A 12,630-nucleotide genomic window follows, 5' to 3' on the forward strand; every position below is an offset into this window, starting at 1 on the left:
ACCCCCCCCACCCCCCCCCCCCCCCCCCCCCCCCCCCCCCCCCCCCCCCCCCCCCCCCCCCCCCCCCCCCCCCCCCCCCCCCCGGGCCGCCCCTCCCCCTCGGCCGGTTGCCGGGGGCGGGTCAGCCCCGGCCGACGAAGGTGAACCCGGCCCCGGCGACCGCGCCACGGAGCACGGCGTCGTCGAGCGGTTGCGCGGACGCCACGGTGACGCGGCCGGTCGGCGCGTCGGCGCTGACCCCGGTGACGCCGGGGAGGGCGGCCAGCCCGGCGCTGACCGTCCTCTCGCAGTGGCCGCAGCTCATGCCGTCGACGGTGAGGACGGTGGTGATGGACATGGTGGTGCCTCCGGTGAGGTGGGGTGGGGTGGGGAAGCCCGGCCGGGCCCGCTCGGACGCGGCCGGTGATCAACGTGCACCACGACAGCGGAAAGCGCCGCCGACGCCGAGGGACACGCCGCACGGGTGGCACCTTCGAGTGGTTCCGGGAACCGATCGGTCCGCGCGACCGACGGGTCGTCACCGACCGGCTGAACCGGTGGTCCGCTTTCGCCCGTTCCTCCCCATAACGCCCTTCCTTTCCGCGACCGAACCCCGTCCGAACCTGCCTGAACCCGTCCGAACTCCGCCTAGACTCGTCTGATCCCGACCGGACCCGCCCAGGAGCCCTTCACCGCCATGCCCACCCCGACGCCCCACACCTCCATACCCGGCGGGTCCACCGGACCCGACCCGACCACCGGAGCGAGGGCGCGCCTCGCAGCCGGGGGCAGCCGATGAAGAGGTTCACCGGATTCCGGCGCCTGCGGCTCTGGCACGGCGCGCTCGCCCTGGTGGTGGCCGGCGCCGTGACCGCCGGCCTGCTGTGGTGGCACCCGTGGGCCCCGGGCGAGGGGCAGAAGCCGATGCAGTTCACCACGGCCGCCGGCGACTCACCCCGCTTCGGCACCGGCGAGCACCTGTACCGCTACAAGGTGCGGGCGGAGAACGGGATCGCCGAGAGCCCCGGGCAGTTCGCCACCGAGGTCGACGCGGTCCTCGGGAACGTCCAGTACGGCTGGGCCGCCGGTGGCACCGCCTCCTTCCAGCGCATGCCCGCCGACCCGGTGGACTTCACCGTCTACCTGGCCACCCCGGAGACCACCGACCGGATCTGCGGCCAGTACGGCCTGGACACCGGCGGCACGGTGAACTGCGGCGTGGGCCACCAGGTCGTCATCAACCTCAAGCGCTGGACGGAGCTGTCGGAGTTCTACGTCGGCAAGCCCGAGCTCTACCACGCGCTCGCCGTCAACCACGAGGTCGGCCACATCCTCGGCAACGGCCACGTCGACTGCCCGGGCGCGGGCGCGCCGGCACCGGTGATGATGCAGCAGATCAAGGGCCTGCACGGCTGCGTCCCGAACGGCTGGCCCTACTCCGACACCGGCACCCTGCTCACCGGCCCGCCCGTCCAGGCCCCCACCTCCGCTCCCTGACGGCCCACCCCTCCCGTCCGCGGCCGGCCGCCCGGCTGGCGTCAGGACCAGGCGGCCGGCAGCGGACGGGCATGCAGTACGTCCAGCCGGGACACCGCCCGGGTCACGACCACATAGAGGCGGTGCAGGCCGCGCGGTTCGGCCTCGACGATGGCGGCGGGCTCCAGCACGATCACATGGTCGTACTCAAGTCCCTTGACCAGCGAGGCCGGTAGCACCGTGACCCGCGCCGGGGTGCCGACCTCCGCCGCCGACGCGGCCGCCACCCCGGCCTCCCGCAGTGCCGAGGCGGCCCCCGGGGCCTCCGCGTCCGCGGCGATGACCGCGATCGACCCCTCCCGCTCCAGCGCGCCGCGCACCGCCTCCACCACCGACCGCCCCGGGTCACCGACTTGACGTACCGTCAGTTCGCCGTCCTGGCGCAGCGAGCGGGCCGGCGGGACTCCCACGTCCAGCGCGGCGAGCAGTTGGTTGGCCAGGGCCAGCACGGCCGCCGGCACCCGGAAACCGGTGGTCAGCGGGACCACGGCCGCCTGCGGCTTGCCCAGGTGGGCCAGTTGCTCGGGCCAGCTGCGCGCCGACCACGGCGCGGTCGCCTGCGCGAGGTCGCCGAGGACGGTGAGCGAACCGAAGGCACTGCGGCGGGCGATCGCCCGGCACTGCATCGGCGAGAGGTCCTGCGCCTCGTCGACCACCACGTGGCCGAAGCCGGCCGGCCGCTCGATCAGCCCGGCCACCTCGTCGAGCAGCAGCAGGTCGTGCCCGGACCAGCGTGCGCTCTTCGGCGAGCGCGGCGGCCGGTGCCAGCGGATCGCCGCCTGCTCGGCCGGGGCGAGCAGGCCGTCCGCGGCCTCGGCCAGGACGGCGGGGTCACCGAGCAGGGCCGCCAGCACCGCCTCCGGGCGCAGCGCGGGCCACGCCGCGTCGAGGAAGGCCGCCACCGGCCGGCAGCGGCCGATCCTCGTCCGCCAGGCTCCACCCTTGATCCCGGACCGCCGCTCGGCCCGGTCCTGGAGTGCGGCCACCACCCGGGTGCGGAGGTTTTCCCGGCCGATCGCGTACGGCGCGTCCTGCTCGCGCAGTTCGGCGACCATCCGGTCCAGTTCGTCCGCCGGGACGCGCCAGCGGTAGGAGCCGTCCGGGACGACCAACGCCTCGGAGCCGGTCGCGCCGACCCGCCCGTACAGCGCCCGGCGCAGCACGGCCGCCATCCGGGCGTCCTGCTTGACCACGGCGGCCCGCTCGTCGTCGTCCGCCTGGACGGGGTGCGTGGCCACCAGGTCCTCGACGGTGCACTGGGCGATGTCGATCTCGCCGAGCGCGGGCAGGACTTCGGCGATGTAGCGCAGGAAGGTCGGGTTCGGGCCGACGACCAGCAGGCCACCGCGCTGGATCCGCTGGGGGAAGGTGTAGAGCAGGTAGGCGGCGCGGTGCAGGCCGACGGCGGTCTTGCCGCTGCCCGGCGCGCCCTGGACGCACACCGACTCGGTCAGCCCGCCGCGCACCAGCGTGTCCTGCTCGGGCTGGATGGTGGCGACGATGTCACGCATCGGCCCGGTCCGTGGGCGTTCGATCTCGGCGGTGAGGATGCCGCCGGCGCCTCGCCGCCCACCCCGCGCCTCGGCGCGGCTCAGGTACTCGTCCTCCAGGCCGGTGAGGTCCTCGGGCGCGCCGGGGCTCGACGGCGCCCAGCCGAAGCGCCGTCGCCTCGCGAGGCCGAGCGGCCGGTCGGCGCTCGCCTGGTAGAACGCCCGGGAGACGGGGGCCCGCCAGTCGATCACCAGCGGCGGCGCGGCCGGGTCGGCCGAGATCCGGCGGCGGCCCACGTGGTAGCGCTGGCGCCGGTGGTCGCCGGTCTCCGGGGCGTCGTCGAAGTCGAGCCGGCCGAAGAATGCCGGGCTCTGCGGCAGTTCCCGCATCCGCCGGGCCCGGGTCCGCAGGTAGCGGCCGAGGGCCTCCGCGCCGGCACCGTCGCCGGAGACGTCCTCCGCGGCGACGACCTGGTGGTCCGCGTCCTCGACCTGCCGGGCCAGTGCCGCCCGGCAGGCCTCGACATGGGCCCGTTCGCCTTCCAGCTCCCCGTCGAGGCCGGCCGCCGTCCGCTCGCCGTCCGCGCGCCGGAGGTCTCCCGCCATCGCCGCACCCCTTTCCCCGTCACTTCCCTGCCACCGGTTCCGCCCGGCCGTGCGCCCGCAGCACGTACGCACGGAGCAGCATAACTGAACCCAGTTAAGAGAATGACCGAGTTGTGTTTTGGGCGGGTCCGGGGATCGACGGACGCCCGAGGCCTCCCCGGCCGCCCCTCCCGCGGGCGCCGACCTCGCCCTCGGTGCTCATCCGCGCATGCCGGAGCACGGATAATCCTGTATCGGACCAGGTCGTGGTCCTGATCGTGCCCATGGAGGAACAGCGTTGAACGGTATGCCCGCCGGAGAGAACCTCGACTACCGGCTGCTGCTGGATGCCGCGGCGGCGGCCGCGCGGGCGACCGGCGACCAAGGGCATGTCGCCGACTACATCCCGGCCCTCGCCACGGTCGACCCGGACGCCTTCGGCATGGCGGTGGCCACCGTCGACGGCGAGCTGTACGGGGTCGGGGACTGGGAGCAGCCGTTCTCCGTCCAGAGCGTCTCGAAGCTGTTCACCCTGGCACTGGCCCTGGCGTACGGCGGGGACACGGTCTGGCGCGGGGTGGGGCGGGAGCCGTCCGGCAATCCCTTCAACTCGCTGGTGCAGTTGGAGAGCGAGCACGGCATCCCGCGCAACCCGTTCATCAACGCCGGCGCGCTCGTGGTGACCGACCGCCTGCAGACCATGACGGGCGACGCCGCCGGGACGGTCCGCGAGTTCCTCCGCCGGGAGTCCGGCAACCCGCTGCTCGACACCGATCCGGTCGTGGCCGCGTCCGAGGCCGAGCACGGCCACCGCAACGCCGCCCTGGCCCACTTCATCGCCAGCCACGGCAACCTGGAGAACCCGGTCGAGACCGTCCTCGACCACTACTACGCGCACTGCGCGGTGTCCGCCAGCTGCCGGGACCTGGTCCTGGCCGGCTCCTTCCTGGCCCGCTACGGGGTGCGCACCGACGGCACCCGGCTGATGTCGCGCAGCGAGGCCAAGCGCGTCAACGCCGTCCTGCTCACCTGCGGCACCTACGACGCGGCGGGCGAGTTCGCCTTCCGGGTCGGGCTGCCGGGCAAGAGCGGCGTGGGCGGCGGCATCCTCGCCATACTGCCCGGGCGGGCCGCGGTCTGCGCCTGGGGCCCCCGGCTGGACCAGGCCGGCAACTCGGTGGCCGCGGTCACCGCCCTGGACGCCCTGACCACCCTCTCCGGCTGCTCGATCTTCTGACCTCCCGACGGCCTCCCGACCGCCGCCCCGCCGCTCCGCCGCTCCGGCGCTCCGCGGGCTCGCGCGCCACACCCGGCCGTCGCCCAACTTGTGGCGTTGATCCGACTGTTGGGCACCGACCGGCCGGTTGTCCATGGCATGCTCCAGGCGGGGGCGCCGATCGTGATGACGATCGGCCGGCCATGAGGAACACGACCAAGAGGAAAGTGGGGGTCCCGTCCCATGCGAACCGTCGTAGCAAGCTTGTTGGCCCTGGCCGGCGCGGCAGGGCTGGTGCTCAGTTCGTTCCAGCCCTGGTACGCCAAGAGCGATCCGAGGTCCGTACCGGTCGCCGACCTGTTCCGGGGCATGTCACCCACCCGCACCACGTCGACCGGCATGTCGATGTTCCTGCTCCTGGCCGTCGCCGCGGCGATCGCGGTGCTGGCGCTGCTGGTGCGCTCGCGCCCGGGCCTGCTCCTGGCCGCCGTGGTCGCGGTGGTCACCGGCGTGCTCTGGGTGTACCAGAAGGGACGGGAGGTGAAGCCGCTCTCGCTCGGGATCGGCGATCTGGAGAACGGCTTCTGGAACGCCTGCGGCGGCGTCCTGGTGCTCCTCCTCGCCCTGGCCGTGCTGCCGCCCAAACGCTCCTGAGCCTTCCCGCCTCCCGGCCCGGTCGCCCCCACGGCGGCCGGGCCGGAGTCGTTTCCACCCAAGGTGATCCACTCCCCATCACTCCCTAAAATCACCTTTACTTCACTCCTCACGGTAGCTTAAGGATAGATACCAACCTATCGAGCGAGCTGGAGTACGGCATGACCATCTACACCTCCGACGCGGGCGCCCGCGTCCTCGCCCAGGAGTACACCGCCCTCCTGGACCGCTGGCCCGTGCCCGCCGAACGGCTGCACGTCCCCACCCGCCAGGGTTCGACCTTCGTCCTGGCCTGCGGCTCCGAGGACGCGGCGCCCCTGGTCCTGCTGCACGGGTCCGGGGCGAACGCGGCGATGTGGGCGGACGACGTGGCCCTGTGGGCCCGCCACTTCCGCGTCTACGCCGTCGACGTGATCGGCGAGCCCGGCCTGAGCGCCCCCGTGCGCCCCGAACTGCACTCCGACGCGCACGCGCTGTGGCTGGACGACGTGCTGGACGCGCTGCGCGTCGAACGCGCCGCCTTCGTGGGGACGTCGCTGGGCGGGCTGCTGGCCCTCGACTACGCCATCCGCCGCCCGCAGCGGGTGGACCGGCTGGCGCTGCGCTGCCCCTGCGGGATCGGCCGCCAGAAACGGGGGGTCCTGGTCGCCGCACTGTTCGTGCTGCCGTTCGGGGACTGGGGGCGGCGCACGATGCTGAGGCTGGCCCTGGGCCCCGCCCCCACCACCGTCCCGCCCACGGCAGAGGAACGCGCCTTCGGCGAGTACGTGCTGCTCATCCACCAGCACTTCCGGCCGCGGCGGGAGAAGCTGCCGGTCGTCACCGACGACGACCTCGCGGGCCTGGAGATGCCGGTGCAGGTCACCATCGGTGGCCGCGACCGGCTCATCGACTCCCACGGCACCCGCCGCCGGCTCCAGCGGGCCGCCCCCCGGGTGTCGGTCACCTTCCTCCCCGAGGTCGGCCACCTGCTCAGGGACCGGACCCGGCCGGCCCTCGACTTCCTCCTCGCCGAGGAAGGCGGCCCGCCCCGGGCCTGAACGCGAGCGGCCCCGTGCTCCACCGCCCGTCGGGGCGAGGAGCACGGGGCCGTCGTACCGGGACCGGCACGAACCGGGTCAGGACCGCGCGGCGGACCTCACGGAACGCGGATGACGGGCGGCGGCAGCGCCGGCAGGGCGGCGGCGCCCGCCACCGACGGCACCCCGGGCGGAGCGGCGGGGACGCTCGACGACCGGGTCGGGGATCGTCACGGGGATGCCGGTCGGAACGCGGGCGCCGGTGAGGCGGGCGAGTTCGTCGTCGTCGGAGTGGACGCGGGTGGCCGTGGGGGCGATCCCGGCGGTGGCCGCCAGCCGGGCCATCTGGCGGCGCTGGCTGGGCAGGACGAGGGTGACGACGGTGCCGGACTCGCCGGCCCGGGCGGTGCGGCCGCCCCGGTGGAGGTAGTCCTTGTGGTCGACCGGCGGGTCCAGGTTGACGACCAGGTCGAGGCCGTCCACGTGGATCCCCCGCGCGGCGACGTTGGTGGCGATCAGCGCGGTGACCTGGCCGGTGCGGAACTGCTCCAGGGTCCGGGTGCGCTGGGGCTGGGACTTGCCGCCGTGCAGGGCCGCGGCCTTCACCCCGTTGGCGAGCAGGTCATCGACCAGCGCGTCGGCACGGTCCCGGGTGTCGGTGAACATGATCACCCCGCCGTCCCGGGCCGCGATGCGGACGATCAGGGTGTTCTTGTCGTGGTTCTGCACATGCAGCACGTGGTGCTCCATGGTGGTGACCGCTCCGGCCGACGGATCCACCGAGTGGGTGACCGGGTCCTTGAGGAAGCGGCGCACCAGCCGGTCGACGTTGCGGTCCAGGGTCGCGGAGAAGAGCAGCGTCTGGCAGTCGGCGGAGACCTGGTCGAGCAGCTCGGTGACCTGCGGCAGGAAGCCGAGGTCGGCCATCTGGTCGGCCTCGTCCAGGACCGCGATGCCGACGTCGTCCAGTCGGCAGTGACCGCGCTGGATCAGGTCCTTCAGCCGGCCGGGGGTGGCGACGACGACCTCGGCGCCCCGGTGCAGCACCTGGGACTGGCGGCCGATCGACATCCCGCCCACCACGGTCGCCATCCGCAGCCGCACCGAGTGCGCGTAGGGGGTGAGCGCCTCGGTGACCTGCTGCGCGAGTTCGCGGGTGGGGACCAGTACCAGGGCCAGCGGGCTGCCCGGCTCGGCCCTGCGGCCGGCGGCACGGGCGGCGGTGCGGGCCAGCACCGCGAGGCCGAAGGCGATGGTCTTGCCGGAGCCCGTCCGGCCCCGGCCGAGCACGTCACGGCCGGCCAGCGAGTTCGGCAGCGTGGTGGCCTGGATGGGGAACGGCGAGGTGACGCCCTGGCGGGTCAGCGTCTTCAACAGGGCCGCGGGCATGTCCAGTTCGTCGAACGACTCGACGGCGGGCAGGGCGGGGGTGGCGCTGACCGGGAGTTCGAACTCCTGCTGGGAGGAGCGGCCCTGGGCCCGGTTCGGGGCTCCGGTCCGGCGGTGCGGGCTGCGGTGCGACGGGCGATTCGAGCGGTTCATACGGAACCTTCCTCAAGACGGCACGTCGCGAGGAAGGCTCCGCTGCACGGGCGCGCGGAGATCACAAGAAACGGGCCGGAGATGTGCCGGGCGGGGCGCGAACGATGCGGCCGGGCGAGGCATGGACGGTGCAGCCGCCGGTGGGCGGGCGCCGGTGCGCGGTCGGCGCGACACGGCCCGCGCGGGACGGCGGACGACGGCCGAAGGCGGATCCACAGGGCCCGGTACGGCCGGGGCGGCCTGGCGGCCAGGACGGCCGGAGGCGATTCGGGGGTGGAACGGCCGAGGGGCCCGCACCGGGCGTAGTGCACGGTGCGGGCCCCTCGCTACCAGGCGAGTGCCGTGGCAGAGAACTACAGCGGGCGAATGTTCTCGGCCTGCGGGCCCTTCTGGCCCTGCGTGACGTCGAACTCGACCTTCTGGCCCTCGAGCAGCTCACGGAAGCCCTGGGCGTTGATGTTCGAGTAGTGGGCGAAGACGTCAGCGCCGCCGTCCTCCTGCTCGATGAAGCCGAAGCCCTTTTCCGCGTTGAACCACTTCACGGTACCAGTAGCCATAAAAAAATCTCCTTCGAGAGACTGTACGAAGTCCGCACCGTGCGGACCGTCGAGTCGCCGCGATGAGCACCCGCCGGGGAAAGAGCCGGAAAACAAAAAATGCGCCTGCAATACATCAGCAGGCGCACACAAAGTTCATGGGAACCACTACTGCAACTAAATCGACTGTAGCAGGCCCGGGCTCGTCGCGGTGGACATTCCGCGGCCGGTCTTTCCGGCCCCTCCCCCACGGGAGCGGCTCGCCCGCCGACGGGCTCGGCAACGGGTGGTGCCGCCACGGCAGTTGGGACACCGGCGGCGGGGCCCGGTCGGGCGAAGAATTTTTTCGGGCCGGGCGGGTCCGCCGAGCCAGGGCCGGCTGGTCGTGCCCTGTCACCCGGCGGGGTTCCGGCCCTCCGGAAGGGTCCACTCCCCGGTTTTTCGGAGCATACTGATCGGGATGACGAAATCACCGGCAGTCCGGCGCCACCTGCCCACCAGTCCCTTCAAAGCCCCGGCCGAGGTGCCCCGCAAGCGGTTCGCCGCGGGCGACCGGGTCACCCACGACAAGCACGGCCTCGGCCGGGTCGTCGACGTCGAGGACGGCAGCGACATCGCGGTCCTCGTCGACTTCGGCTCCCGCCAGGAGCGACTCACCCCTCCGTACGCCGAGATGTGGAAGCTCTGACCCGGGGCTCCCCCCGGGACACCAGGGCCCGGGCCCCGGAACGATCCACGAGACCTTCCCCAGGACGCCGGACCGTGCGTAGGCCGTAGGACAGGCCGCGCGCACGGTCACGCGCCCGGCCTGCGCCGAACCGTGCACGAGGCCACCGAAGCCGGCGGCGGCGCAATAGTCTGGGTGCATGTCGAACTCTGATGAGCTCCTCGTTGACATCGCCGCCATGGTGGAGTCCGAGCACAGCAACCAGATGTCCTTGACCGTGGTCGTCCCCGGAGCGGTCATCACCGGCCGGCTCGCACCGATGGACCTCTGGTTCGAGCGGGTGTCGGAAGTCCTGCACACCTCACAGCACTTGAAGCCGTTCGCCGCCCTCTTCTCCCCGCCCTCCGCCGGCGCGCCCGCACGGCCGACGCACCTGCACCTGCACCGGGCGCGGATCCTCCAGGGCGACTTCGGACTGCCCCATACCGGCGGCATGTACCGGATCGCCATCGAGGACGTGAGCAGTTGGACGGTGGGTGACCTCAGCTACTCCGACGCCTGACCTCCGACGGGCCCCGGGCGCCACACGGCCGCCCGGGGCCCTGTCCGTCCGCGAACACGGGCCCGCGCCGCGCCGTCAGCGGCCGGTGAGCGAGCGGAGTTCGGCGGCGTAGAGCTCGGCGGGGTCGAATCCCATGCCGGTGAAGTGGCCGGCGAGTTCGAGGGAGAGCACGCCGTGCAGCCGGGTCCAGACGGCGAGGGCCAGGCGGAGGACCGCCGGCGGGGCCGGGTGCCCCCCGGCCCAGGCCCGGTGTTCGGCGAGGTGGGCGTCGAACGGGGACGGCGGCACGGCCGGTGACTGCTCCGCGGGTGACTTCTCGACGGGCGGCTGTTCGGCGGCGCAGGCATCGAGCAGGACGGCCATGATCTCGACGGAGATCCGGGTGGTGTCCTCGGGCGCCCGGTAGCCGGGCACGGGGGTGCCGTAGACGAGCAGGTACCGCTGGGGGTCGTCCAGGGCCCACCCGCGCAGGGCCTGCGCCAGCCCGGCCACGTCGGTACCCGCGGCGGCGCGGGCCTGGAAGGCGTCGGCGAGGCTCCGGTAGGCGTCCCGGACGAGTTCGGTGATCAGCTCGTCGCGACTGGCGAAGTACCGGTAGAGGGCCGGGCCGCTCATGCCCATCCGCTTGGCGATGGCGTTGAGGGACAGCGCGGAGGCCCCGGCGGTGGCGATCTGCTCCCAGGCCCGCTCCTTGATCTCCTCCTGCACCTGGGCGCGGTAGCGCTCCCGGGGAGTCCTCACATCCGACGCGCCCATGGCCGCCTCCAGACCTCACGACGACGACATCACCATCTCGTTAGAGGCTATCACTCCCCCTCTTGACTCTCACCAACGCCGTTCGTTATAACTTCTAACGAAGGCAACAACATCTACCGAGAAGGAGGGCGTCATGGACACCGAACGCCTCGTCCAGGTCGTACTGCCGGGCATCGTGGCGCCGGAGGGCCTGGAGATCCGGCACGGAGCCGTACCGCGGGCCGGCCGGGGGCAGGTCCTGATCGCCATGGAGGCGAGCGGCGTCTCGTTCGCCGAGCAGCAGATGCGCCGCGGCCGGTACTACGACCAGCCGCCGTTCCCGTTCGTCCCCGGCTACGACCTGGTCGGCCGGGTGCTGGCCATCGGCGAGGGCGTCGACCCGGGGCTGGCCGGGCAGCGGGTGGCCGCGCTGATGAAGGTCGGCGGATGGGCCAGCCACGTGACCGTCGACGCCGCCGACGCCGTGCCCGTCCCGGACGGCCTCACCGCAGCCGAGGCGGAGACCGTGGTGGTCAACGGCATCACGGCCTGGCAGCTGCTGCACCGCCGGGCACGGGTGCGCGCCGGGCAGCGGATCCTGGTGCACGGCGCCTCCGGCGGGGTGGGCTCCGTCCTGGTCCAGCTGGCGCGCGCGGCCGGCGCGCAGGTGATCGGCACGGCGTCCGCGCGACACCACGACGCCCTGCGGGAGCTCGGCGCGACCCCGGTCGACTACCGCACGGAGGACGTGGCGGCCCGGGTCCGGGAGCTGGCGCCCGGCGGGGTGGACGCCGTGTTCGACCACGTCGGCGGGCGCAGCGTGATCGACTCCTGGCGCCTGCTCGCCCCCGGCGGCACGCTCGTCGCCTACGGCAGCGCCTCCACCCGCGACGACACCGGCTCCAAGCAGTGGCCCGTGCTGAAGATCCTCGCCCGCACCTGGCTCTGGAACACCCTGCCCAACGGCCGCCGCGCCCACTTCTACAACATCTGGGCCGGCCGCGCCCTCGGCCGGGACCGCTTCCGCGCCCGCCTCCGGTCCGACCTCGCCCAGGTGTTCGCCGCCGTCGCCCGCGGTGACGTCACCGCCCGGATCGCCGCCCGGCTCCCGCTCGCCCGGGCGGCCGAGGCCCTGCGGCTGGCGGAGTCCGGGACCGTCAGCGGCAAGATCGTCCTGGTTCCCTGACCCGCGGGGCACGGGGGCACGGGGCCCGGCGACGACTCGGCAATGACCCGGCAATGACCCGGCAATGGTTCAGACCATTGACGGCCCGGACGGGGGCTTCTACGGTGTCAGCACCGACCTGACGCAGGCATGCCACGATCTTCGGCCGCGCCCCCACGCGCGCGCCCTACGTCGGGCGCACACTCCATCCACCCCCACGGAGGAGCACCATGCGCAAACGTCATCTCGCCGGCGCGGCCGCGGCCGCGATCGCGCTCCCGCTCGTGCTGGCCCTGCCCGCCCAGTCGCACGGCTACATCAACCTGCCGCCCAGCCGGTCCGCGCTCTGCGGAGCGGGCGGGGTGCCGTGGGACTGCGGCGACATCCAGTGGGAACCGCAGAGCGTCGAGGGCCCGAAGGGCTTCCCCGGCCGGGGCCCGGCCGACGGCACCATCTGCGCCGGCGGGGACGCCCGTTGGGCCCCGCTGGACGACCCGCGCAACGGCACCTGGCCGACCACCCGGGTGACGGCGGGCCAGCAGCTCACCTTCACCTGGTACATCGAGGCCCGGCACTCCACCACGAACTTCAGGTACTACCTCACCAAGCCCGGTTACGACGCCGGCCAGCCGATCACCCGGGCCAGCCTGGACCTCACCCCCTTCCTGACCGTCCCCTACAACGGCCGCCAGCCCGCCGCCACCACCACCCACACCGCGACCCTCCCCAGCGGTCGTACCGGGCACCAGGTGGTGGTGGCGGTCTGGGACGTCGCCGACACCGGCAACGCCTTCTACTCCTGCACCGACGTCCAGTTCTGACGGTCCTGACCGCTGCACCGCACTGACGGCCCCGGGGGGGGGGGGGGGGGGGGGGGGGGGGGGGGGGGGGGGGGGGGGGGGGGGGGGGGGGGGGGGGGGGGGGGGGGGGGGGGGGGGGGGGGG

At 73.7% G+C, this 12,630-nt stretch carries 13 protein-coding genes; 8 read left to right on the top strand and 5 right to left on the bottom strand.

All coding sequences use genetic code 11. From position 1 onward, the window contains the following. Window positions 1–121: 121 nt before the first annotated feature. Window positions 122–337: a heavy-metal-associated domain-containing protein gene (locus AC07BF_RS25245; RefSeq protein WP_363585818.1), complete on the bottom strand. Its 216-nt coding sequence runs from the start codon at window positions 335–337 to the stop codon at window positions 122–124. Window positions 338–774: 437 nt separating this feature from the next. Between AC07BF_RS25245 and AC07BF_RS25250 the strand changes: the two genes are divergently transcribed. Continuing rightward, window positions 775–1,476 (top strand): DUF3152 domain-containing protein, encoded by a 702-nt coding sequence (locus AC07BF_RS25250; RefSeq protein WP_363585819.1) that lies wholly within the window; start codon window positions 775–777, stop codon window positions 1,474–1,476. A gap of 41 nt (window positions 1,477–1,517) precedes the next feature. Here AC07BF_RS25250 and AC07BF_RS25255 read toward each other — a convergent pair whose 3' ends face one another. After that, complete coding sequence (locus AC07BF_RS25255) at window positions 1,518–3,611, bottom strand: HelD family protein (protein WP_363585820.1); 2,094 nt, start codon at window positions 3,609–3,611, stop codon at window positions 1,518–1,520. 286 nt (window positions 3,612–3,897) lie between these two features. Between AC07BF_RS25255 and AC07BF_RS25260 the strand changes: the two genes are divergently transcribed. From AC07BF_RS25260 to AC07BF_RS25270, 3 genes are all read left to right on the top strand, one after another. Next, window positions 3,898–4,827: a glutaminase gene (locus tag AC07BF_RS25260; RefSeq protein WP_363585848.1), complete on the top strand. Its 930-nt coding sequence runs from the start codon at window positions 3,898–3,900 to the stop codon at window positions 4,825–4,827. Between the two features lie 222 nt (window positions 4,828–5,049). Continuing rightward, on the top strand, window positions 5,050–5,460 hold the full coding sequence (locus tag AC07BF_RS25265; protein ID WP_363585821.1) for a hypothetical protein: 411 nt from the start codon (window positions 5,050–5,052) through the stop codon (window positions 5,458–5,460). Between the two features lie 161 nt (window positions 5,461–5,621). Then, the gene (locus AC07BF_RS25270) at window positions 5,622–6,500 is read left to right on the top strand and encodes an alpha/beta fold hydrolase (protein WP_478333948.1); all 879 of its coding nucleotides are present in this window, start codon (window positions 5,622–5,624) and stop codon (window positions 6,498–6,500) included. 78 nt (window positions 6,501–6,578) lie between these two features. On the opposite strand, the gene AC07BF_RS25275 is transcribed toward AC07BF_RS25270, so the two are convergent. Further along, the gene (locus AC07BF_RS25275; RefSeq protein ID WP_478318522.1) at window positions 6,579–8,021 is read right to left on the bottom strand and encodes a DEAD/DEAH box helicase; all 1,443 of its coding nucleotides are present in this window, start codon (window positions 8,019–8,021) and stop codon (window positions 6,579–6,581) included. 353 nt (window positions 8,022–8,374) lie between these two features. After that, window positions 8,375–8,578: a cold-shock protein gene (locus AC07BF_RS25280; protein WP_063350360.1), complete on the bottom strand. Its 204-nt coding sequence runs from the start codon at window positions 8,576–8,578 to the stop codon at window positions 8,375–8,377. A 439-nt stretch (window positions 8,579–9,017) separates the two neighbouring features. Here AC07BF_RS25280 and AC07BF_RS25285 point away from each other — a divergent pair, with 439 nt between their 5' ends. Together AC07BF_RS25285 and AC07BF_RS25290 are read left to right on the top strand one after the other, a co-directional pair. Next, window positions 9,018–9,245, top strand: coding sequence for a hypothetical protein (locus tag AC07BF_RS25285; RefSeq protein ID WP_063350359.1), 228 nt, complete (start codon window positions 9,018–9,020; stop codon window positions 9,243–9,245). Between the two features lie 178 nt (window positions 9,246–9,423). Continuing rightward, the gene (locus AC07BF_RS25290) at window positions 9,424–9,786 is read left to right on the top strand and encodes a hypothetical protein (protein ID WP_363624569.1); all 363 of its coding nucleotides are present in this window, start codon (window positions 9,424–9,426) and stop codon (window positions 9,784–9,786) included. A gap of 75 nt (window positions 9,787–9,861) precedes the next feature. On the opposite strand, the gene AC07BF_RS25295 is transcribed toward AC07BF_RS25290, so the two are convergent. Then, a complete protein-coding gene (locus tag AC07BF_RS25295; RefSeq protein ID WP_363631729.1) occupies window positions 9,862–10,542 on the bottom strand; it encodes a TetR/AcrR family transcriptional regulator in 681 nt (226 codons plus the stop codon). A 133-nt stretch (window positions 10,543–10,675) separates the two neighbouring features. On the opposite strand from AC07BF_RS25295, the gene AC07BF_RS25300 reads away from it, so the two are divergent. Next, on the top strand, window positions 10,676–11,707 hold the full coding sequence (locus AC07BF_RS25300; RefSeq protein ID WP_478333949.1) for a medium chain dehydrogenase/reductase family protein: 1,032 nt from the start codon (window positions 10,676–10,678) through the stop codon (window positions 11,705–11,707). A 209-nt stretch (window positions 11,708–11,916) separates the two neighbouring features. Beyond that, on the top strand, window positions 11,917–12,507 hold the full coding sequence (locus AC07BF_RS25305) for a lytic polysaccharide monooxygenase (protein ID WP_363585827.1): 591 nt from the start codon (window positions 11,917–11,919) through the stop codon (window positions 12,505–12,507). Window positions 12,508–12,630: the final 123 nt, after the last annotated feature.

It is taken from the genome of Kitasatospora sp. NPDC043950, from assembly GCF_056435345.1.

Coding starts and splice junctions, on each gene's coding strand:
- AC07BF_RS25245 (WP_363585818.1), bottom strand. CDS start 337: ATGTCCATCACCACCGTCCTCACCGTCGACGGCATGAGCTGCGGCCAC.
- AC07BF_RS25250 (WP_363585819.1), top strand. CDS start 775: ATGAAGAGGTTCACCGGATTCCGGCGCCTGCGGCTCTGGCACGGCGCG.
- AC07BF_RS25255 (WP_363585820.1), bottom strand. CDS start 3,611: ATGGCGGGAGACCTCCGGCGCGCGGACGGCGAGCGGACGGCGGCCGGC.
- AC07BF_RS25260 (WP_363585848.1), top strand. CDS start 3,898: ATGCCCGCCGGAGAGAACCTCGACTACCGGCTGCTGCTGGATGCCGCG.
- AC07BF_RS25265 (WP_363585821.1), top strand. CDS start 5,050: ATGCGAACCGTCGTAGCAAGCTTGTTGGCCCTGGCCGGCGCGGCAGGG.
- AC07BF_RS25270 (WP_478333948.1), top strand. CDS start 5,622: ATGACCATCTACACCTCCGACGCGGGCGCCCGCGTCCTCGCCCAGGAG.
- AC07BF_RS25275 (WP_478318522.1), bottom strand. CDS start 8,021: ATGAACCGCTCGAATCGCCCGTCGCACCGCAGCCCGCACCGCCGGACC.
- AC07BF_RS25280 (WP_063350360.1), bottom strand. CDS start 8,578: ATGGCTACTGGTACCGTGAAGTGGTTCAACGCGGAAAAGGGCTTCGGC.
- AC07BF_RS25285 (WP_063350359.1), top strand. CDS start 9,018: ATGACGAAATCACCGGCAGTCCGGCGCCACCTGCCCACCAGTCCCTTC.
- AC07BF_RS25290 (WP_363624569.1), top strand. CDS start 9,424: ATGTCGAACTCTGATGAGCTCCTCGTTGACATCGCCGCCATGGTGGAG.
- AC07BF_RS25295 (WP_363631729.1), bottom strand. CDS start 10,542: ATGGGCGCGTCGGATGTGAGGACTCCCCGGGAGCGCTACCGCGCCCAG.
- AC07BF_RS25300 (WP_478333949.1), top strand. CDS start 10,676: ATGGACACCGAACGCCTCGTCCAGGTCGTACTGCCGGGCATCGTGGCG.
- AC07BF_RS25305 (WP_363585827.1), top strand. CDS start 11,917: ATGCGCAAACGTCATCTCGCCGGCGCGGCCGCGGCCGCGATCGCGCTC.